The following is a 21,511-nucleotide window of genomic DNA, read 5'->3' as shown; positions in this document are numbered from 1 at the left end:
CATGCCCGCGTACAAAGCTCCCCTGCGCGATATGCGCTTTCTGATCGACCACGTCTTCGATTTTCACAGCAACTACGCCGCGCTGGGCGCCACCGATGCCAGCCCGGACATGATCAATGCGATCCTTGAAGAAGGCGCGAAATTCTGTGAGAACGTTCTCGCACCGCTGAACCGAAGCGGCGACGAGGAAGGCTGCCATTTCGACAACGGTGTGGTCACAACGCCTACAGGTTTCAAGCAGGCTTTCGCGCAGTACGTGGAAGGCGGCTGGCACGGTCTGGCGGCGGATCCGGCTTACGGCGGCCAGGGTTTACCCAGTTCTCTGGGTTTGGTCATCAGTGAAATGGTCGGTTCCAGCAATACCTCCTGGGGCATGTACCCCGGCCTGACTCACGGTGCGATGTCGGCGATCCATGCCCATGGCACCGAAGAACAGAAACACACCTATCTGAGCAAACTCACTGCCGGCCAATGGACCGGCACCATGTGCCTGACCGAAGCCCATTGCGGCACCGATCTGGGCATCATCAAGACCCGCGCCGTGCCTCAGGCTGACGGTAGTTACGCGATTTCCGGCAGCAAGATATTCATCTCCGCCGGAGAGCACGACATGAGTGACAACATCATTCACCTAGTGCTGGCCAAATTGCCGGACGCGCCTGCCGGTACCAAGGGCATTTCGCTGTTTATCGTTCCTAAATATCTACCCAATGCCGAGGGCGAGGCGGGTGAGCGCAATGGTGTTTCCTGCGGCTCGATCGAACACAAAATGGGCATCAAGGCCTCGGCCACCTGTGTGCTGAATTTCGACGAGGCAAAGGGTTTCTTGATCGGTGAGCCGAACAAGGGCCTGAACTGCATGTTCACCATGATGAACCACGCGCGCCTGGGCACTGGTATGCAAGGTCTGTGTCTGGGTGAGGCAAGTTTCCAGGGCGCGATCAAATACGCCAACGATCGCCTGCAAATGCGCTCGCTGACCGGCCCGAAAGCCCCGGAAAAAGTCGCCGATCCGATCATCGTACATCCCGATGTACGCAGGATGTTACTGACCATGAAGGCCTTCAATGAAGGCAACCGGGCGCTGACTTATTTCACCGCGCAGTTGCTGGACGTCGCTCATCTGAGCCCGGATGAAACGGCGCGTCAGGAGGCCGAAGACCTGTTGGCATTCCTGACGCCGATCTGCAAGGCCTTCATGACCGACACCGGGCTGGAGGTGACCAACCTCGGCATGCAGGTGTTTGGCGGCCACGGTTTCATTCGTGAGTGGGGCATGGAGCAGCTGGTTCGCGACTGCCGGATCGCGCCGATCTACGAAGGCACCAACGGCATCCAGGCGCTGGACTTGCTTGGGCGCAAAGTCCTTGGCAGTCAGGGAAAACTGCTGCGCGGCTTCACCAGAATTGTCCATAAATTCTGCGCGGCAAACGCTGAGCATCCGCAACTCGGCACCTATGTGGCGCAGCTCAATGGTCTGAACCAGCAGTGGGGCGAATTGACCACCAAGGTCGGCATGGCGGCGATGAAAAATCCGGACGAAGTCGGCGCTGCCTCGGGGGATTACCTGATGTACAGCGGCTACATCATCCTCGGCTACCTGTGGCTACGCATGGCGTTGGTGGCTCAGGCGCAGTTGGATGCGAGCGGCGGCGATGCCGATTACTGCAAAGGCAAACTGGCGACCAGCGAGTTTTACTTCAAGCGTTTGCTGCCACGTACCACCGCACATCGGGCGGCCATCGAGGCGGGCAGCGATTGCCTGATGAAGCTGCCGGCGGAGTTGTTTGCGCTCTAACGGTTACCCGAAAAGCTTCGCGGGCAAGCCTCGCTCCTACGGTTCTATGTCGTCCCTGTGAAATGCGTGCGACATGACCTGTAGGAGCGAGGCTTGCCCGCGAATGCGCTCTGGCAGGCGAAAACTATCTCAGATGAAATGCCGGTGACTAAAAATAACAAAACGGTCATGGGCTGACCCTATGTGTCGTAAAAGTTGTTGAGGTACACTCGGACACAACGAAATCACATTCTACGAACCACCTGTTTAGATCTTGCGAGGTTTGCCATGGCTGACTACAAAGCGCCCCTGCGCGATATGCGCTTCGTCCTCAATGAAGTTTTCGAGGTCGCCAAACTCTGGGCCGAACTGCCTGCGCTGGCCGAGACCGTCGATGCGGAAACGGTCGAAGCCATTCTCGAAGAAGCCGGCAAGGTCACCAGCAAAAGCATCGCGCCCCTGAGCCGTGCCGCTGACGAAGAAGGTTGCCACTGGGCGGACGGTGCCGTCACCACCCCGGCCGGTTTCCCGCAGGCTTATCAGACTTACGCTGAAGGCGGTTGGGTCGGTGTCGGTGGCGATCCGGCCTATGGCGGCATGGGCATGCCCAAAGCGGTTTCGGCGCAGGTCGAAGAAATGGTAAACTCCGCGAGCCTGTCCTTCGGTCTGTACCCGATGCTGACCGCCGGTGCCTGCTTGTCGATCAACGCTCACGCCAGTGAAGAGCTGAAAGCGGCGTACCTGCCAAACATGTATGCCGGTGTCTGGTCCGGCTCCATGTGCCTGACCGAGCCGCATGCCGGTACTGACCTGGGGATCATCCGCACCAAGGCCGAGCCTCAGGCCGACGGTTCCTACAAAGTCAGCGGCACCAAAATCTTCATCACCGGCGGTGAACACGACCTGACCGAGAACATCATTCACCTGGTACTGGCCAAACTGCCGGATGCACCGGCGGGGCCGAAAGGCATTTCGCTGTTCCTGGTGCCCAAGTTCATGGTCAATGCCGACGGCAGCCTGGGTGCACGCAACCCGGCAAATTGTGGTTCGATCGAACACAAGATGGGCATCCAGGCGTCCGCGACCTGCGTGATGAACTTCGACGAAGCCGTGGGTTACCTGGTCGGTGAGCCGAACAAAGGCCTGGCGGCGATGTTCACCATGATGAACTACGAGCGTCTGGGCGTCGGCATCCAGGGCCTGGCCACTGGCGAGCGCTCGTATCAGAACGCTATCGAATATGCTCGCGACCGTCTGCAAAGCCGCTCGCCCACCGGCGCGCAAAACAAAGACAAGGTCGCTGACCCGATCATCGTCCACCCGGATGTGCGTCGCATGCTGCTGACCATGAAAGCCTCGAACGAAGGCGGCCGTGCCTTCTCCACTTACGTGGCGATGCAACTGGACACCGCCAAATTCAGCGAAGACGCCACCACCCGCAAGCGCGCAGAAGACCTGGTTGCCTTGCTGACCCCGGTGGCCAAGGCTTTCCTGACCGACCTGGGTCTGGAAACCACGGTTCACGGCCAGCAGGTGTTTGGCGGTCACGGCTACATCCGTGAGTGGGGCCAGGAACAACTGGTGCGCGATGTTCGCATTACGCAAATCTATGAAGGCACCAACGGTATTCAGGCGCTGGACCTTGTGGGACGCAAAATTGTCGGCAGCGGCGGGGCGTTTTACAAACTGTTCGCTGACGAGATTCGTCATTTCATCGCGACAGCCAATGCTGACTTGGCGGAATTCACCCAGCCGCTGAACAATGCGGTGGACACCCTCGACGAACTGACCGCGTGGTTGCTGGATCGGGCGAAAAACAACCCGAACGAGATCGGTGCGGCGTCGGTTGAGTACCTGCAAGCATTCGGCTACATGGCCTATGCCTACATGTGGGCGTTGATGGCCAAGGCAGCCTTCGGTAAAGAAGCGCAGGACGACTTCTACGCGAGCAAACTCGGTACGGCACGGTTCTATTTCGCCCGTCTGCTGCCGCGTATTCATTCGTTGAGCGCATCGGTAAAGGCGGGCAGCGAATCGCTGTTCCTGCTGGATGCAGGACAATTCTGATCCTGTAACGGTATGTAAGCATTCTCTTACATAACGTGCTGCTGTTTTCCCATAGGCGAGGATTGGATCCAGGGCTAATCTACTTCACATGGACGTCGCGCAGGAAGCGCAAAGCAACAACACGGACACGTAGGATTCTGCCAGGACGGCGGAGTGAAATGGATGTCAGGGAAACAGTCTGCAAAGCCCCGCTTCGGCGGGGTTTTCTTTTGTCCGCAAAAAAGTATTCAGCTCAACCCGTCCCACTATCGCCGGACTTCTATTTTCTCCAGCAAAGTCCGCAACCAAAGCTGTAATCCGATTCCAGGCTGAACCCTGAAGAACACCCCAGTGTCGATAAACTGTATGGCCCATAGAGCCAACATCAATCAGGAGCTACCCCATGGATTTTATTCGCATCATCATCGCCATTCTGTTGCCGCCCTTGGGTGTGTTTCTGCAAGTCGGTTTTGCTGGGGCGTTCTGGCTGAACATTCTGCTGACGTTGTGCGGTTACATTCCGGGCATCGTGCATGCGGTGTACATCATCGCCAAGCGCTGAGTTTTGCTGCGTCAGGTAAATAGCCTTCGCGGGCAAGCCTCGCTCGTTGTGCAAGAGCGAGGCTTGCCCGCGAAGGGCGCGATGCGATTCAGCCCGCCAAGTCCATCACCCGCCGATAAAACAACCACTCCTGTTCCAGCGCATGGGCCTGGTTACCGGCCTTGCGAAAGCCATGGCGCTCGTCGGCGTAGTAATGCGCTTCGACCAGAATGCCGTTGTCCTGCAAAGCCTTGACCATGTCACGGGTCTGTTGTGGCACTACCACGGCGTCCAGTTCACCCTGAAAGAAAATCACCGGAACGCTGATGTTGTTCGCGTGCAGCAATGGCGTGCGCGCGGCATAGCGTTCAGCGTCCTGCACCGGGTCGCCGATCAACCAATCCAGATAGTCGCCTTCGAACTTGTGGGTGGCGCGGCCTAGCGCAACGGGATCGCTGACGCCATACAGGCTGGCACCCGCCCGAAAGACCTTGTGAAAGGCCAGTGCGCATAACGTGGTGTAGCCACCGGCGCTGCCTCCACGGATAAACGCCTTGTCGCCGTCGATCAGCCCCCGGTCGGCGAGGTAGCCCACCACCGAACAGGCATCTTGCACATCCACATCGCCCCAGCTCAAATGCAACGCCTGGCGATAAGCGCGGCCATAACCGCTGCTACCCCGATAGTTGAGATCGGCCACGGCGAAACCGCGTTGTGTCCAGTACTGGATCCGCGGGTCGAACATCGGGTAGCAGGCTGAAGTCGGGCCGCCGTGAATGAACACGACCAACGGCGGTTTCGTGTCCGTGTCACCGTTCATCGCCGGGTAGAAGAAACCGTGGGCCTCGCCCGAACCGCTGGGATAGCGCAGGGGCTGCGGGCGGCTGATCTGCTCGGCAGGCAATGGCGCAACACCGCCAGCCAGAATCTTGACCTGCCGGGTTTTACGGTCGATAGCAATCACCGCAGACGAACTGACCGGCGAAGCGGCGATGCAGTAGATGAACCGCTCATCCTGTGCGAGATGGCGGAAACGGCTGTAGTCGCCAGTGAAGTCGTCATGGGAACCATCGCCATGACAAAGCCCCAGCCGACCGAAACCTTCTTCAGTCCAACTCGCCAGACAAGTGTCTTCGTCCAGCGGGAGCCAGGTGCAACCACCCAGTTGCCAAGGCGCTGGACCATGGTCGGCGGCAGCGCTTGGGAGTGGGCTCAAGCCGTTGCCGGACTCCACCCACGGCTGCCAGAAACCGCCGCGATCGGTCAGACAAAACAGACGGCCACTGGCATCGAATCGTGGTTGCTGCAACGACTCCTGGGCATTGTCGCCAGCCACACAGCGCGGTGACGCAAAGGTTTGATCGCTCTGGCGTTCGGCAACCATCAGGCGGGTGGCGGTCCAGGGCTGATCCGGACGGTTCCACTCAATCCAGGCCAGACGCTGACCGTCAGGACTCAGGGTCGGAGCTGCGTAGAAATCGGCGCCTTCGGCCAGTAGATGACGCTGGCCGTCAGCCAGATCGATAGCCACCAGGCGATGTCGATCGCGGTTTTCTTCCACCGCCAGCACCTGCCCGTTGGCGAAATGCAAATCGCCGTAGCGGCATTCACTTGAAGTCAGCACCTCAGGCGCCTCACCGGTCAGTGATTGGCGATACAGCTGCTGATCGGCCTCATTGACAAAAACCAGCCCGTCATCAGTCAGGCAAAACGCGCCGCCGCCATATTCGTACACCCGGCTGCGCGCACTGAAGGTGGGCGGCGTCAGGCAACGAGCCTGGCCGTCGCGCCACTGCCATATCCGGCAGGCGGCGTCCTCGGGGCGGTATTCGTTCCAGAACAGGCCATGTTGCCCGACCTGCAACTCGGCGAAGTCGATGCCCGCCGCAACAGCCTTGGCGGCGCTCAAGGGTTCAGCTTTTGGCGATGAGGCGTGAGTTTCGTTCATTGCGAAAGGCCAGTTGTTCGATGGTCTGGGTGGCGTGTTCGGCTTCTTCGCGGGCCTTGAGGATCACGCCGTGATGTGCCGACTTGCTGCACACCGGGTCGGCGTTGCTCGCGTCACCCGTGAGCATGAATGCCTGGCAGCGGCAGCCGCCAAAATCCTTTTCTTTCTCGTCGCAGGAGCGGCACGGCTCGGGCATCCAGTCGTAACCGCGAAAGCGGTTGAAGCCGAACGAGTCGTACCAGATGTGCTGCATGCTGTGGTCACGCACGTTGGGAAACTGCACTGGCAACTGTCGGGCACCATGACAAGGCAGTGCGGTTCCGTCCGGCGTGACGGTCAGAAAAATACTGCCCCAACCGTTCATGCAGGCTTTCGGGCGTTCTTCGTAATAGTCCGGCGTCACGAAAATCAGCTTGCACGGATGCCCTTCGGCTTCCAGTTTGGCGCGGTATTCGTTGGTGATGCGTTCGGCGCGAACCAATTGTTCTTTGGTCGGCAACAGGCCGACCCGATTGAGCTGGGCCCAACCGTAGAACTGGCATGTCGCAAGCTCGACGAAGTCCGCTTCAAGGGCAATGCACAGCTCGATGATCCGGTCGATCTTGTCGATGTTGTGCCGATGAGTGACGAAGTTCAGCACCATCGGGTAGCCATGAGCCTTTACCGCGCGGGCCATTTCGAGCTTTTGCGCGAAGGCCTTTTTTGAACCGGCCAAGAGGTTGTTCACCTGCTCGTCGCTGGCTTGAAAACTGATCTGGATATGATCGAGCCCGGCCTTTTTGAAATCGCTGATTTTTTGCTCGGTGAGGCCAATGCCCGAGGTGATCAGGTTGGTGTAGAAACCCAGCTTGCGCGCTTCAAGGATCAGCTCGGCAAGGTCCTGGCGCACCAGCGGCTCCCCGCCGGAAAAGCCCAGCTGCGCGGCACCCATCTCCCGGGCTTCGCGAAAGACTTTGATCCACTGCTCGGTGGACAACTCTTTGCCCTGCTCGGCGAAATCCAATGGATTGGAGCAATACGGACATTGCAGCGGGCAACGATAGGTCAGCTCGGCCAGTAACCAGAGGGGCAGGCCGATTTCAGGCTTGGGCGGTAACGTGTCTGACGTACCGTCAGGCAAGTTCGATCCAGTGCTGAGCACGGGCGACCTCCATGAATTGCTCGATGTCGTCACCGAGCTCGGGCACGTCGGGGAATTGCGTTTTCAATTCGGCGATGATCGCCGCGACATCCCGCTGACCATCAATCAAACCGCCAATCAACGCAGCACTGTCGTTGAGTTTGATCATGCCTTCCGGATAGAGCAGCACATGGCCTTTCTGTGCCGGTTCGAACTGAAAACGATAGCCTGGGCGCCAGGTCGGGGTTTTGCTGCGATCGAAACTCATACGATGATTCCTTTATGCCAGACCCGCTGTTCGGTCACGCTGTGGTACGGCGGGCGATTCAGTTCATAAGCCATGCTCATGGCGTCGAGCATGCTCCAAAGAATGTCCAGTTTGAACTGGAGAATTTCCAGCATGCGCTCTTGGCCTTCCCGCGTCGTGTAATGCTGCAAAGTGATCGCCAGACCGTGCTCCACATCCCGGCGCGCCTGGCCCAGGCGCGTGCGGAAATATTCGTAGCCGGCCGGGTCGATCCACGGGTAATGCTGCGGCCAACTGTCGAGGCGCGATTGGTGGATCTGCGGGGCGAACAGCTCGGTCAAGGAGCTGCTGGCGGCTTCTTGCCAACGGGCCCGGCGGGCGAAGTTGACGTAGGCATCCACGGCGAAACGCACGCCGGGCAGCACCAGTTCCTGAGAGCGTAGTTGATCCGGGTCGAGGCCGACCGCTTGGCCAAGGCGCAGCCAGGCTTCGATGCCGCCTTCTTCGCCGGGGGCGCCGTCATGGTCCAGCAAACGCTGAATCCACTCACGACGAATCTCGCGGTCCGGACAGTTGGCCAGAATCGCGGCATCCTTGAGTGGAATATTCACCTGGTAATAGAAACGGTTGGCGACCCAGCCCTGGATCTGCTCGCGGGTCGCCCGTCCTTCATACATCGCCACGTGATACGGGTGATGGATATGGTAATAGGCGCCCTTGGCGCGCAGGGCCGCTTCGAATTCGGCGAGGGACATTGCGGTGTCAGTCATTGCGGTTCTCCGGGTACAACCGGTGGATTCTTTGGTGTCTGGTCTGACGTCTTCGCGGACAAGCCTCGCTCCTACTGGGGATAGCGCCGAACCTGTATGAGCGAGGCTTGCCCGCGAAGAGGCCATCCGCTACAGCACAATACTCATGCCGTCATACGCCACTTCAACCTCGCGCCGAACCAGCTCCGCACGCTCTGGGGAATCCTCATCGAGAATCGGGTTGGTGTTGTTGATATGGATAAGTACTTTGCGCTGTTTGGGCAACTGTTCCAGCACTTCGAGCATGCCGCCAGGGCCGTTCTGCGCCAAGTGACCCATTTCCCGGCCCGTGCGGGTGCCGACGCCACGGCGCTGCATTTCGTCGTCGTCCCACATCGTGCCATCCACCAACAGGCAATCGCTGCTGGCCATGATCTTCAGCAGCGCTGCATCGACCTTGCCCAGGCCCGGTGCATAGAACAGTTTGCCGCCGGTGCTCAGGTCTTCCACGATCAGGCCGATGTTGTCGCCCGGATGCGGGTCGAAGCGGTGCGGCGAGTAAGGTGGCGCGGCGCTGCGCAAGGGCAGGGGAGTAAAGCGCAGGTTCGGGCAGGCCGGAACGGTGAAGCTCTGATCGAGTTCGATGCGGTTCCAGTTCAACCCGCCATTCCAGTGCGTCAGCATGGTGAACAGAGGGAAACCGGTGCTCAGGTCTTCGTGGACCATGTCGGTGCACCAGACCTGATGCGGGCAACCTTCGCGCAGGCTGAGCAGGCCGGTGGTGTGGTCGATCTGGCTGTCCATCAGGATGATTGCGCTGATGCCGGTGTCACGCAGCGCGCGGCCCGGCTGCATTGGCGCGAAACTCTGGAGCTGGGCGCGGATGTCCGGTGAAGCATTGCACAGCACCCAGTTCACGCCGTCATCGGAAATCGCGATGGACGACTGGGTACGCGCCTCGGCCCGCAGGCTGCCGTCGCGAAAACCTGCGCAGTTCACGCAGTTGCAGTTCCACTGGGGGAAACCGCCGCCGGCGGCGGAACCTAGAATCTGGACAAACATGGCCGCTCCATCATTGAAAGCTGAAAATAAAAACGCCCCGGCGAGCCGAGGCGTAGCACTGCATCTCTACCAGACGGCAGAACTTAGCGGCTTGCGAAGTACATGGTGACTTCGAAGCCGATACGCAGGTCGGTGTAAGCAGGTTTGGACCAGGACATAGAAACGCTCCTTCAGGTGGATGGGACAGTTGAGACCTATACATATAGTCCACCTCCAGCCGGAGATGTTCAGATAGTTAGGTGGCTATGTTACTCAAAATTACAGAGCGATTGGCCACGAATCTTTGATAAAGCTAATTGCAGCGCCGGTAATGATCATTTTGCCACTTGCCAAGGCGCCCCGGAACAAGGTCCGTTTGCCAGGCAGCGCCACCCGCCTTCGGCCCGATTCAGTCGTTGGGCCGCCGCCAGCAAGGCTTCACGATCGATCATCAGAATCGCCTGAGGCAGACGCTGCAGGTAATCAGATGAATGGCCAGCCAGTTTGCCTTGCCAGAGCAGCTCGGCGGCCTGGTCGCTGGGCAGGGCGATGCTGTCGAATTGATTGACCAGGGCTTGACGCTGAGCGATGAAGGTCGGTTCATCGATGCATTCGATCATCCCTTCCAATTCGCCGAGGAACTGTTCGATGTGTTCCAGTAAATCCAGAGGCGCGACGCTCGGTGATTGCACGCCGAACAGCAGCCCGGTCTGACCGTTTATCTGGCGTAGTCCGCTGAACACGGCATACCCAAGTTGCAGCTCCACCCGCAGGCGCTGGTAGAACGGCGTCTGGCATACGTGTGCGAGCACACGCCAGGCGGCTTCATCGGCGATGTCTTGGGTTGCTGTCGGACAAAAAAGTAACAGCGCGTGTTCACTGGAGCCGGTATCGACGGCGTTCCACAGATGCTGCGAGCGAATCGAGGCAGGCGATGTCAGTTGATTGTCCGCAATGCCGGGGATACGACTCAACGCAAGCCCCATCGCCGCTTGTGTCTGGGCAGACAGGCCGACCGCCAGGCCATCCCAGCGTGCGCTCGACCAGAGTTGCTGCAGGTCATCCGAGACTACGCTGTGCTCATGGCATAGATCGGGCAATGCTTTGAGAAGCTGTCGAATCGGCATCAATGCAACGGCCGCTGGCGCTTCCTGTGAGAAATCGGCATCAGGTTTTGTCAGTTCTTTCAGCGCATGTTCGAGGACTGTCGGCATCGGTTCCTGCAGCCCCGTCATTTTCAATAGCCATTCGTTGCCCGAAGCACTGAAGGAAAAGTCGACACCGGCCTGACGCGCATCTTCGCGCAGCCTGCGCAGATTGTTTTCCAGATTCGACTGAAGGCGGCTGTGAGGGATGAACTCCAGGCGCCAGCGCAGATACACCGCACCTTGATCCGTGTTATCCGGCAACGCCAGACTGAACTGCATCGGCGATCGTTCTCGGCGACTGCGTGAGCGATCCTGGGCAAACGTTCGCAGGCCGCGGTGGGCGCTGGTCTGGCCGCGAATCAATCCGGCATTCGGGGCTGGTGTTTCGGCGCGCAGAAACGGGTTAGGAGTCGGCAGTTGCCACTGGCCGGTAACGTTATCCACAGCGCCGATTTGTTTGAGGATGGCCTTGAGGGCGACAACGCCCTGTACGGACAGTCCGAGCTCAAGCTGTTCGCTGTCTCGTTGGGCCAGTTGCAAGGCGCTACTGACTTGCTGTTGGCGCTGCAGCAGGGCTGCATACTCTTCGCGCAGCTCAACCCAATCCTGACAGGAGGCAAAAAAGCCCAGCCAATCCAGAAGCCGTTCGCGGATCACGTTGTCCGGTTGCGTGGCGCGGGCGGATCGCGTGAATTCGACATGCAGCACAGCTTGGCCAGCATACTGATAGAGCGGCGTGGCTTTAAGGGTGTCCGCCAGCCCTTGCTCTCGCAACTGTGCCACCAGGCCGCCGGATTTTTCCGCATTCAGCCAATGACACAGAAACCCCAGCGCTTGGGGCGATGAATCGGGCAGTGCTTCGAAGGCGAACAGCAGGTCCAGCCGACGCTCTCCAGCCTGTTGATAACTATTGTCTGAAGCATCCATCAACACGGCGGGTTTTGTCTGAGGGACTTTTTCGCCCGGGGTAATAGCAACGGCAAACGCCTGCGCCATCTCCTTCAACTCATCGAGATGCTGTGGCCCGACCAGGCTCAGCGTCATTTGCCCGGTCCGGTAAAACTGCTGATAAAAGCCCCTCAACGCTTGCTGAAATTCCGGTTGCGGCACCGGCAGGCTGTAACGGTTTCCCGCATGAAACGCCCGCAACGGATGAGCCGCCGAGAGTCCATCGTACAGCGCGAACTGTCGTTGGGCCGTCGCATCCCGTGACCAGGCGACAAATTCGGCGTGCAACACTTCCCGTTCCCGCCGCTGATCGTCCGGATGCATACGCGGATGAGCGAGCATGTCTGACAGACGCTCCAGCCCACCCCTGAACGCCTGAGGTGGCAGCTCGAAAAAAAAGTCCGTCGTACGTTCACTGGTTCGCGCATTTACCTGCCCGCCATGACCTTGCACGTAGGCCATCAGCCCTTGCCCTGCGGGAAAGCGCTCAGTGCCCAGGAACAGCAAATGCTCAAGAAAGTGCGCCAGCCCCGGCCAGGCCAGTGGCAGGTCGTGACTGCCAGCGGCGACCCGCAACGCTGCGGCGCAACGCTTCAAATCGGGAGCGTGGCGCAGCGTCACCCGCAGGCCGTTGGCGAGGGTTTCAGTGTGGAGGCGAGGATGATTCAGCGCAGGCATGAGCACTTCCAGAACAGGGAAGCGCTCATGCTAGCGGATTAGTGCTTGTTCAGCTCGCCGTATAGCTGGGGACGGCGATCGTGGAAGTAACGATTGGCGGCGCGGGAATCGATCATCAGCTGACGATCCAGTTCGCCGACAATCAGCGCTTCATCAAGTCCGGCCTGGGCGATGCGGCTGCCATCTGGCGCGGCGATGCTGCTCTGGCCGCAATACTGGATATCGCCTTCTTGCCCGCAGTAGTTGGCATAAGCCACATAACACTGGTTTTCGAAGGCCCGTGCGCGGACGGTGACGTCGGCAATGAAATCGTAGGGAATCATGTTCGCCGTCGGCACCAGAATCAGCTCGGCGCCGGCCAACGCCAGGCGCCGGGCGTTCTCCGGGAACTCCAGGTCGTAGCAGATCAAAAAGCCAAGCGTCCAGCCATTGAGTTCAACCAGCGGAAACTCATCCGGCCCGGGGCTGAACATCGAGTGGTCGAGGTCGCCGAACAAATGAGTCTTGCGGTAGTTGCACAGCCGCTCGCCATTGGCGTCGATCAACTGCACGGCGTTGTATATCTTCCCGTCTTCGGTACGCTCCGGGTAGCCATACAAGATGGCGATCCCCGTCGTTTTGGCAATGCGCGCGATTTGCTGCGCCGATTCACCGTTGTGCACTTCCGCCAGCACCCTGACCGCATCGATGCCAATGTTGTAGCCGGTCAGGAACATCTCCGGCAGCACCAGCAAGTCTGCGCCCTTGGCCTCCAGCGCCAGTTGATGCAGGCGTTGCAGATTACCTGCGACATCCAGGGGCAGCGGTGGACATTGGTAAAGGGCTACGCGCATTTCGGATTCCTCTTACTCAGGCAGGGCGATCGGACCGATCTCGTTGAACACATCTCCTGGACCCGGGTTTTCGGCGTGAGTTTCACCACCGAAGTGTTTCATGATCCCCCACACCGCGTTGAGTGACGTCTGCACCGCGCCTTCAACCCAGGCCGGCGTCCACGAAACGTCATCGCCGGCGATGAAAATCCCCCGTTGCTCGGGCGGCATGTCGTCCTGCATGAAGTGCGCGTACATGCGCTGATTGTAGCGGTAATGACCGGGCAGGGCGCCTTTGAAGGCGCCGAGGAAATGCGGGTCGGCTTCCCACGACACGGTGATCGGATCGCCGATGATCCGCGCGGCGATATCAACTTTCGGGTAAATCTTCTTCAACGCATCCAGCGCCAGCTTCACGCGTTTTTCCACCGGGTGCGGGAGCATTTTCAGGGCGTCGCTCATCCACGAGTACGACAGGCAAATCACCCCTGGCTTATCGTCGCCGTTGTCGAACAGATAGGTGCCGCGGGTCAAGCGATCGGTGAGGGTCATGCTCATCAGGTCGCGACCGGTTTCCGGGTCCTTGTCCTTCCAGAATGGGCGATCGACCATCACGAATGTCTTCGACGATTGCATGTAGCGGGTGCGGTCCAGGGCCATCCACATCTTTTGCGAGAACAGGCTTTCGTCGCATTCGATCTGGGTGGTCAGCAGCCAGCTCTGGCAGGTGGTCAGTACGGCCGCGTATTCGCGTGTGTCGCCGTAGTTATCGGTGACCTTAAAACGCCCGTTCGGCGCATGGGCGATTTTCTTCACGCCGGAACGTGGCGCGCCGCTGTGCAATGAGCTGAGGCTGGTGCCTTCAGGCCAATGCACGCAACGCTCCGGCACATGGCGCCAGATACCCAGCGGCACTTGTTCCACACCGCCGACGACCAAGTGCTGATGATCGTCGCAGTTGGTCATCACCACCCGGAAGATTTCCAGCATCGAGTTAGGGAAGTCCGAGTCCCAACCGCCCGTACCAAAACCGACCTGACCGAATACTTCGCGGTGATGGAACGAGAGCTTGGCGAAGGCTTCGGAGGTGGCAACGAAATCGTAGAAGGTGCGGTCATCCCACAACGGCACCAAGGTGTTCCACAGCTCCTTGAGGCGTGGCACATCGCGGTCACGGATCGCTTGCTGGATATCAGAGAACTGCGAGCCGGCTTCCAGGGCATCCGCCCAGGCGTCAGCGACTTCCTGGAACAGTGCAGGAAGATCCGCCAGTTTCTGTGCGTAATGAGTTTTGCCTTCCAGATCGATTACCGTGCTGCCCGACGCAGGCGTCAGCGGGTTCGGGAAGGGTTTGGTTTGAAGGCCGAGCTTGTCGACATAGTGATAAAACGCGGTCGACGATACCGGGAAACGCATACCGCCGAGTTCGGCGATGATGCCTTCAGCACCGTTGAACGCCTGGGAACGCAGACGGCCGCCCATCTTCGAGGCTTCGTAGACGACGGGTTTGAGGCCCAGCTTCATCAATTCGTAGGCGGCCACCAGGCCTGCAATGCCTGCACCGACAATCGCCACTTCGGCGCCGTGGTTGTGGGCAGGAATGCTGCCCAGCCCGGCCGGGTGCTCGATCCAGTTATCGAAAGCGAAAGGAAAGTCCGGGCCGAAAACCGTGACCGGTTTTTTACCGTCTGCAGGATGGCGATTGTTCTTGTTCATGGCTGACCTTGCTGGCGCTGACGCTGACTGCGCGTCTGAGTATAGGAAAAGATGGCAGCCATTCTAAAGAGCGTAGAACACGTTAATAAGACGCAATGTGTCGTCATTTTGCTAATAACTTGATCAATATGACGACGTACCGCTACATACTGTAGGAGCGAGGCTTGCCCGCGAAGAGGCCCACCCAGACACCGAAGACCTACCGGCAGAAACTCAAACCGGCTGCCCCCGATCAATCTTGCTGCTCAAGATGATCGAAGTCGTCGTCTTCTCCACCCCATCCACACTGCCAATCTGATCCAGCAACTGATCCAGCTGCTCCGGCGAATCGGTGCGCAACCACGCCACGTAATCGAATTCGCCACTCACCGCACACAACTGCTGCACCTGCGCCATGGCGCTAAGACGACGCAACACTTCCTTGCCGGACCGTGGTTGCACCGTGATCCCGACGTATGCCTGCAATCCGCCATCCACCACGCGCTGTCCCAGGCGCACACCGTAACCGGTGATCACCTTGGCCTTTTCCAGCCGCGCCAGGCGCGACGTGACGGTGGTGCGGGCGATGCCCAGTTGACGGGCGAGCATGGCCACGCTTTCGCGGGCATTAATCTGCAAGGCCGCGATCAATTGGCGGTCGATTTCGTCAAGGACGGGCGGGCGGGTGTCAGGCAAAGGGCATCTCCAGCGGTATAGAGCAATGGGCAGGCATGTTACAGGCACTCCATGCCCTCAGCGGGTTAATTGGATGGACACAAATTGTCACTCGTAGTCGAATGCGCAACCAAGGGCTATGAAGCGAGGGGATCGAAATGAAGAGCATGCCAGCGGCTCTGCGAGACTATGCACTGCAGATTGCGAATCACGAAATGGGGCACTACGTAGTCGCCCGAGCCCTGGGCTTTGAAACGGGTGATGTGACCCTGAAAGTGACCATGGGCCTAACGCACCATGGAGGGGCCTCCATTACCTTGACGCGGTCAATTTCGTCGATCGACGGCATGAAGGAACATTTGGAGGCTCGGATAATGGTCCTCTTCGCCGGCTCCATGGCGCAGACATTACCTGCAAAGCATTCGCCCGAAAAACGCGTCGATAAGTCGAAAGCGGCAGCCATCCTGAAAGGAGAGTTTGGAGCGGAACAGGACTACGCGAAAATAAGAGAGCTTCGGTATTTGCTTCGAAATATCTCCTACCCCGATACGGACCCAGCGTCGTCTGACAGCGTCATTGCTGAGCTGACAGAGATTAATGATCGCTTGTGGTTGCGGACTCAAAAAATCGTAGAGGCATTGGCCGATACGATTACTGGATTGGCAGGGGTTCTGGTAGAGCGCATGGTCATTGTGGAGCAGTGGGGTAGGGGGGCGGATACGTATGAGGTTGTGTTGACGGGTGAAGTGCTTGAAGGGCTGGTGCCCGTGCGGGCGATACCAGCGTTGAGTGTTTGGGAGTAAGTATCCAGGTGGCCGCTGGGCGCATGGGGCAAGTCGTAAACTTTTTCGTAGTCGCGTCTAGCAGCATTTTGCTTGGTACGGATGGTTTCCAGCAATCGAGCATGGTCGTAGGAGTGCTGAAACAACCGCGCCTCCATGTACCAGTGCCCACCATGATTCGGTCCCATGTGATTGCTGATCAGAGAGCGAACTGCAACCTCGACGCGTTCGATGGCATCCATGACAAGTAGGCGCAGGTGGCGGTCGAAATCATAAAGCGTGGTCAGGTCACGAAACCCAGCGCCTTTGCGGAAGGGGTGGTCTTCGTCCTCCGCTTGCTGGAAAGTTCGCATGTAGGGGGTTAGGCGGAAGAAACTCACTGCCTGTAAAAAGTGGCGAGCCCGTGTGTCATCCTGAATATGCAACCCACGCTGCTTGAGCAATTCGATCTGTGCGGTGATATCGATGACGGGCTTATGGAAAACTCTCATGCCCTAAAAGCTCCAGGCAAAAAAAACCCGCGCAATTTGTGCTTAGCTGCCGAAGCAACCATAGGCATGGCGGGTGTGTTGCGGGCAAGACTAGGTACAACCGCATTGGTTTGCAAGTTTTTTGCTGAAGGCTCGATAGGCGGATGTACCTGGTTTTGCATGAGTGATCTCGATGCTCTTGTTGGCGGGGAACTGATCTTTTTCAGGTGAAAGCCACGCATTGCGTGGCTTTCTGATTGGTCCGACTAAGCATCGGATTCGTCTTTGGTCCGAGCCGGTCGCGGCGTAAGTACCTTTACCACATCATCAATCACCGCTTTGCTCATCGCCGTCAGATAGTGCGCGGCCCAGGCGTGGCGGTCGGTGTCTTTTGCGTAGGCTGCGTCCTCGGCAAATGATTTGGCGAGGAACAGCAGATCGGAGGCCTGAGTCAATGCGTCGAGGATGGGGACGCCAGCGCTGACGTGGAACAGTGGCTGATCCGAGCAATAGATGAAGGGCGTGAAACCGATGGTTTTTAGTTCTTATGCGGACGGAATTGCTTTGCTCATTGTTTCGCTCCTTAACTCGAGGAGCTGCCGCATTCGTTACCACACGAATGGGTGGCAGCTGTACGCAGGGTGGTAAACCGGGAGCCAAGGAACCGGCAGACCCGAAGGTCTCCCACGCACAGCCGCCATAACACAGGATTGCAGGTGTAGAAAACGCCTGAAGTCGTGATTGGGGACGCTGTTGCGCTTAGCCGCCGGGTTACCACACCCGATCACTGCATATGCAGCGACGTCCGGAGAGTATCCCGTTGAAGAAAAGCCCAACAAGGCGGAAAAGCGCCTAAACGCACCCATTACGCAATTATCGGAGTTTGCCTACAAGGTCTGCGGGCGTCATCCGATATTGCGACACCTTCAGCAAAACAAACCTACACGTCAGGCACGAAAAAGCCGCGTATTTACGCGGCTTTTTTGTTTGGTGGGCCCAGTAGGACTCGAACCTACGACCAAGGGATTATGAGTCCCCTGCTCTAACCAACTGAGCTATAGGCCCTCAGTAGGCCGCGGATTATAGCGATGGTTTCTCGGCTGTGCTATCCGAAAAATCCAATATGGCTGTACGAAGAAACGTCGCAGCAAATTCCTCGGGGGGAAGTGGCACGCTGACGATGTAACCCTGGATCTGTTCGCAGCCTTCGGCGGTGAGAAATTGCTGCTGCGCCTGGGTTTCGACACCTTCGGCGATGACGGTGAATTGCATGCTGCGGCCCAAGGCGATGATTGCGCGAACAATGGCCGCGTCGTGTGGGTCGTCCGGCAGGCCGCGGACGAAGGATTGGTCGATCTTGAGGATGTCCAGCGGCAGGCGTTTGAGGTAGCTCAGGGACGAATAGCCAGTGCCGAAATCATCGATTGCCAGTTGCACACCCAGGCGTTTGAGTTGATGCAGCACCGCCAGCGCCTCTTCGGCCTGGCTCATGATGAAGTTTTCAGTGATTTCCAGTTGCAGGAAGCCGGGATTGAGGTGGTTGTCTTTGAGCAATTGTTCGATCCGGCCAAGCAGGTTCGGCTGGCGCAATTGCGCGCCCGCGAGATTGACGGAGAGTGGGCCCAGGCACTCATAGACCTGACTCCACTCGTACATCTGTCGGCAGGCGGTCTCCAGCACCCAATCGCCGATTTGCAGGATCATGCCGTTTTCTTCGGCGAGGGGAATGAAGTGCTCGGGAGGGACATCGCCAAAGGTGGGATGACGCCAGCGGATCAGCGCTTCAGCACCGACCACTCGATGGTCATCCAGACTGATTTTAGGCTGGTAGTACAACAACAGCTCATTGCGCTCGATGGCACGCCGCAGTTCATGTTCCAGCGCCACGCGCTCGCTGGCTTGGGCGGTGAGGTCGCGGGTGTAGCTTTCAACCCGGTTACGACCCTTGGCCTTGGAGCGGTACATCGCGGCATCGGCGTTCTTGACCAGCGTCGCGACGTCGCAGCCGTCTTTGGGATACAGGCTGGTGCCAATGCTGGCGCTGATGAAAAACTCGTGTTCGCCGGCCTGGAAAGGGGCGGAGAAGCAGTTCAGCAGCTTGGTGGCAATGTTGTCGGCATCGCTGGACTGTTGCAGGCCCGGGAGCAGGATGATGAATTCGTCGCCACCGAGCCGCGCCACGGTATCGATATCGCGCAGCTGCTCCTTGAGGCGCACGGCGATGCCTTTGAGCAACAAGTCGCCGACCGGGTGGCCGAGGCTGTCGTTGATGTGCTTGAAGCGGTCCAGGTCGAGGAACAGCACGGCGCCTTGGCCGCCGTTTTCCTGCTGGCTGTTCAGTGCAGTCAGCAGCCGACTTTCGAACAAGGTGCGGTTGGGCAGGCCGGTCAGCGGGTCGTGGTGCGCCTGGTAGTCGAGTTTGGCCTGAGCGTGCTTGAGGCTGGAAATGTCTGCAAACACCGCAACAAAGTGGGTGATGAATTTGTCTCGGTTGCGCACTGCATTGATCGTCAGCCAGCTCGGGTAAAGCTCGCCATTCTTGCGTCGGTTGGAAATCTCGCCCTGCCAATGACCATCGGCGGTCAATTGATGCCACATCGCCGCATAAAAGGCGCTGTCATGCAGCCCCGAGGCAAGCAGGCGAGGGGTATGGCCCAGCGCTTCGCTCTCGCTGTAACCGGTAATTTCGGTAAAAGCACGATTGACCGCGCTGATGTGCTGCTGGGTGTCGGTGATCAGGACACCCTCGGCAGTGCTCTCGAACACCGTGGCGGCCTGTTGCAGTTTCTCCTGCATCAGATGCCGCTCGGTAATGTCCCGGGCAATGGTCAACATGCAGTCTTCATCGCCGATGGGTAACGGCCGGCTGGAAACCTCACAGAGCCTGATCTGCCCGTCTTTGCGGCGGATGTGGCAACTGAAGTCGCGCACGAAACCGTCCCGGTGCAACAGCTCGAGCATCTGTTTTCGTTCGTTGAGGTTGACCCAGATCCCCAGGTCCAGGGCTGACCGATCCACGGACATCGCGCTGTTGAAACCGGTAATACGGCTGAAACCTTCGTTGACCTCCAATAACAAACCATCGCTCTGCCGGGACAGCAGCAAGCCATCGGGGGAGGCATGAAAGGCCTTGGCGAATTTTTCTTCGGAGGTTTGCAGTTGTTGCTGGGTTTCCTTGAGCTGGCTGATGTCCCGCACGACGACCACCAGGGCCGGGGTCGTATCGAGATCGAAGGGCTCGGCGGAAATCAGGCCGGTAAACATCTGACCATTGCTGCGGCGAAAGGGCATCTCCAGGTTGCGGATGCTGCCAGCCTGCAAACGCTGCAACAAACCTGGCCCCACGCCGGGAACGCCCCAGATGTTCAGGTCGGTGGCGGTCTGGCCGACGACGTCTTCGGCCTTGAGACCGATCTGTTCTTCGAACGCTTCATTGACTTCCAGCAGGCAACCGTCGGAAAGCCGCGCAATCACCAGAATATCCGGGCATTGCTGGAACACTGAAGCAAACTTCTGTTCCGACAGGCGCAATGCCTCTTCGGTGCGCTTGGCTTCGCTGATGTCGATCATCAGCCCGCGCAGTACTGGTTCATGGGCATGCTCGATCAGGCTGACGATATCGCGGACCCACAGGCAGCGGCCGTCGGCGGTGATGACCCGGTAATCGACGCTGTGATCGCGCCCGGCGGCTACTTCACGGTCGCAAAAGGTTTGGGCGCGGGTCAGATCCGCCGGGTGGATGATGTTGCGCCAGAAGCCTGGAATCAGCCAGTGGGACAGGGGGTAACCAAGGAGTTCCTCTGCATGGGGTGAGACGTAGCTGTAGGTGTAATCGCTGATCCGGGCTTCCCAGGCGATGGCCGAAAGACTCTCCACCAGCCCGCGATAATGGTATTCGCTGCTGCGCAGCTCCTGTTCCAGAGCGACCCGACGGGCAATTTCCGAGCTGAGCCGGCGATTGATCCGGATAACCACCGCCAGCACGATCATCAGAAGCAGCAATCCAGGCAGGCCGTAAGTCAGCACGTCGAGCCAGATGGTCCGATGATCCAGGACGTTACCGACCCAATGTTCCTGGATGGCACTGATTTCACTTGGAGTCATGTCAGCCAGGACTTTGTCCAGGATGCTGACCAACAGCTTGTTGTTCGGTGGCACGGCCATCGCCAACTGGTAGCGATAGGGCGTTTCACCGCTGACGTAGAGGCCGTCGAGCTTGAGCTGGCGCAGGCTCCAGACACTGGAGGCAAGATCGCCTACTACGGCGTCCACAGCGTCGGTGGCAAGCGCTTGCAGCGCCGAGCTGACATTGGGCATCGCCACCAGATTCAGGTCGGGATGGCGGGTGCGCAACAGTTCATGGGGGGCGTAGTTTTCCACCACGGCGATCTTCAGGCCGTACAGGTCTTCGAGTTTGCGCGGTTGGGGGCCTCCGACATGAGCCAGAATGACAATCGGAAAGTCGAGATAGGGGCGGGTGAACGACAGATACGTCTGACGCTCGGGGGTCGACATGATGCCCGGCAAGATGTCTAGCTTGCCTTGTTTGGCCTGCTGCAAGACTTCAGTCCAGCTGACCGGCTCGATGGGCGTAAGTTTGGTGCCCAGCCGTTGACGGATGACGTTGATGTAGTCCGCTGCCAGGCCCTGATAACGCCCGTGCTCGTCGCGAAACTCAAACGGCGGCCAGGACGCGTCCACGCCCAGGCGCAATTCCGGGTGAGCCGTTAGCCAGCTACGTTCTTCGTCGGTCAGAGTCAACGCGCCAGCCGTTGCGGTCCAGGTCATTAGCGACAGCAAAAAAAGCACGGTCGGCCATCTGGGCATAACGGTC

General features: G+C 58.8%; 17 protein-coding genes, 1 tRNA gene and 1 pseudogene. 5 read left to right on the top strand and 14 right to left on the bottom strand.

Annotation, left to right across the window (positions count from 1 at the left end; genetic code table 11):
- Position 1: 1 nt before the first annotated feature.
- From BZL43_RS02610 to BZL43_RS02600, 3 genes are all read left to right on the top strand, one after another.
- Positions 2-1,798, top strand: coding sequence for an acyl-CoA dehydrogenase C-terminal domain-containing protein (locus BZL43_RS02610; RefSeq protein WP_095630855.1), 1,797 nt, complete (start codon positions 2-4; stop codon positions 1,796-1,798).
- A gap of 267 nt (positions 1,799-2,065) precedes the next feature.
- A complete protein-coding gene (locus BZL43_RS02605) occupies positions 2,066-3,844 on the top strand; it encodes an acyl-CoA dehydrogenase C-terminal domain-containing protein (protein ID WP_095630854.1) in 1,779 nt (592 codons plus the stop codon).
- Between the two features lie 382 nt (positions 3,845-4,226).
- Positions 4,227-4,385, top strand: a complete 159-nt coding sequence (locus BZL43_RS02600) for a YqaE/Pmp3 family membrane protein (RefSeq protein WP_007904205.1) — start codon at positions 4,227-4,229, stop codon at positions 4,383-4,385.
- A gap of 88 nt (positions 4,386-4,473) precedes the next feature.
- Here the strand turns inward: BZL43_RS02600 and BZL43_RS02595 are convergent, their stop codons facing one another.
- The 10 genes from BZL43_RS02595 to BZL43_RS02550 form a co-directional block, all read right to left on the bottom strand.
- Positions 4,474-6,312 (bottom strand): S9 family peptidase, encoded by a 1,839-nt coding sequence (locus BZL43_RS02595; protein ID WP_095630853.1) that lies wholly within the window; start codon positions 6,310-6,312, stop codon positions 4,474-4,476.
- Complete coding sequence (gene pqqE, locus BZL43_RS02590) at positions 6,278-7,432, bottom strand: pyrroloquinoline quinone biosynthesis protein PqqE (protein WP_168185055.1); 1,155 nt, start codon at positions 7,430-7,432, stop codon at positions 6,278-6,280. The genes BZL43_RS02595 and pqqE overlap by 35 nt, the downstream gene beginning before the upstream one ends.
- Entirely contained in the window at positions 7,425-7,700 is a 276-nt protein-coding gene (gene pqqD / locus BZL43_RS02585; RefSeq protein ID WP_095630851.1) for a pyrroloquinoline quinone biosynthesis peptide chaperone PqqD, read from the bottom strand. The genes pqqE and pqqD overlap by 8 nt, the downstream gene beginning before the upstream one ends.
- A complete protein-coding gene (gene pqqC / locus BZL43_RS02580; protein WP_095630850.1) occupies positions 7,697-8,449 on the bottom strand; it encodes a pyrroloquinoline-quinone synthase PqqC in 753 nt (250 codons plus the stop codon). Before pqqC ends, pqqD begins: the two co-directional genes overlap by 4 nt.
- Positions 8,450-8,578: 129 nt before the next feature.
- A complete protein-coding gene (gene pqqB / locus BZL43_RS02575) occupies positions 8,579-9,490 on the bottom strand; it encodes a pyrroloquinoline quinone biosynthesis protein PqqB (RefSeq protein WP_095630849.1) in 912 nt (303 codons plus the stop codon).
- A gap of 83 nt (positions 9,491-9,573) precedes the next feature.
- Positions 9,574-9,648, bottom strand: coding sequence for a pyrroloquinoline quinone precursor peptide PqqA (gene pqqA / locus BZL43_RS02570; protein WP_009045898.1), 75 nt, complete (start codon positions 9,646-9,648; stop codon positions 9,574-9,576).
- A gap of 156 nt (positions 9,649-9,804) precedes the next feature.
- Positions 9,805-12,243, bottom strand: a complete 2,439-nt coding sequence (gene pqqF, locus BZL43_RS02565; RefSeq protein ID WP_095630848.1) for a pyrroloquinoline quinone biosynthesis protein PqqF — start codon at positions 12,241-12,243, stop codon at positions 9,805-9,807.
- A gap of 38 nt (positions 12,244-12,281) precedes the next feature.
- The gene (locus BZL43_RS02560) at positions 12,282-13,076 is read right to left on the bottom strand and encodes a carbon-nitrogen hydrolase family protein (protein ID WP_095630847.1); all 795 of its coding nucleotides are present in this window, start codon (positions 13,074-13,076) and stop codon (positions 12,282-12,284) included.
- A gap of 12 nt (positions 13,077-13,088) precedes the next feature.
- Positions 13,089-14,771: an NAD(P)/FAD-dependent oxidoreductase gene (locus tag BZL43_RS02555; RefSeq protein WP_095630846.1), complete on the bottom strand. Its 1,683-nt coding sequence runs from the start codon at positions 14,769-14,771 to the stop codon at positions 13,089-13,091.
- Between the two features lie 213 nt (positions 14,772-14,984).
- Positions 14,985-15,446 carry an Lrp/AsnC family transcriptional regulator gene (locus BZL43_RS02550; protein WP_007980298.1) on the bottom strand — a complete coding sequence of 154 codons (462 nt, stop codon included), beginning with the start codon at positions 15,444-15,446 and terminating at the stop codon, positions 14,985-14,987.
- A 137-nt stretch (positions 15,447-15,583) separates the two neighbouring features.
- On the opposite strand from BZL43_RS02550, the gene BZL43_RS02545 reads away from it, so the two are divergent.
- Positions 15,584-16,228, top strand: coding sequence for a peptidase M41 (locus tag BZL43_RS02545; protein WP_095630845.1), 645 nt, complete (start codon positions 15,584-15,586; stop codon positions 16,226-16,228).
- A gap of 56 nt (positions 16,229-16,284) precedes the next feature.
- On the opposite strand, the pseudogene BZL43_RS02540 reads toward BZL43_RS02545, so the two are convergent.
- Positions 16,285-16,698 (bottom strand): annotated as a pseudogene (locus tag BZL43_RS02540) (Abi family protein); the annotation flags it as partial.
- On the opposite strand from BZL43_RS02540, the gene BZL43_RS28210 reads away from it, so the two are divergent.
- Positions 16,627-16,908 (top strand): hypothetical protein, encoded by a 282-nt coding sequence (locus tag BZL43_RS28210; protein ID WP_168185054.1) that lies wholly within the window; start codon positions 16,627-16,629, stop codon positions 16,906-16,908. The pseudogene BZL43_RS02540 and the gene BZL43_RS28210 overlap by 72 nt on opposite strands.
- Before the next feature lie 35 nt (positions 16,909-16,943).
- Here BZL43_RS28210 and BZL43_RS02535 read toward each other — a convergent pair whose 3' ends face one another.
- From BZL43_RS02535 to BZL43_RS02525, 3 genes are all read right to left on the bottom strand, one after another.
- A complete protein-coding gene (locus BZL43_RS02535) occupies positions 16,944-17,210 on the bottom strand; it encodes a DUF3077 domain-containing protein (RefSeq protein ID WP_256582791.1) in 267 nt (88 codons plus the stop codon).
- A 455-nt stretch (positions 17,211-17,665) separates the two neighbouring features.
- A tRNA-Ile gene (locus BZL43_RS02530) sits at positions 17,666-17,742 on the bottom strand.
- 15 nt (positions 17,743-17,757) lie between these two features.
- The gene (locus tag BZL43_RS02525) at positions 17,758-21,504 is read right to left on the bottom strand and encodes a bifunctional diguanylate cyclase/phosphodiesterase (RefSeq protein ID WP_095630844.1); all 3,747 of its coding nucleotides are present in this window, start codon (positions 21,502-21,504) and stop codon (positions 17,758-17,760) included.
- Positions 21,505-21,511: the final 7 nt, after the last annotated feature.

Origin of the sequence: Pseudomonas sp. PICF141, from assembly GCF_002286815.1 — a bacterium.
Lineage (GTDB): Bacteria > Pseudomonadota > Gammaproteobacteria > Pseudomonadales > Pseudomonadaceae > Aquipseudomonas.
Note: the sequence above shows the minus strand (reverse complement) of the source record. Positions and strands in the feature narration are given on the sequence as shown.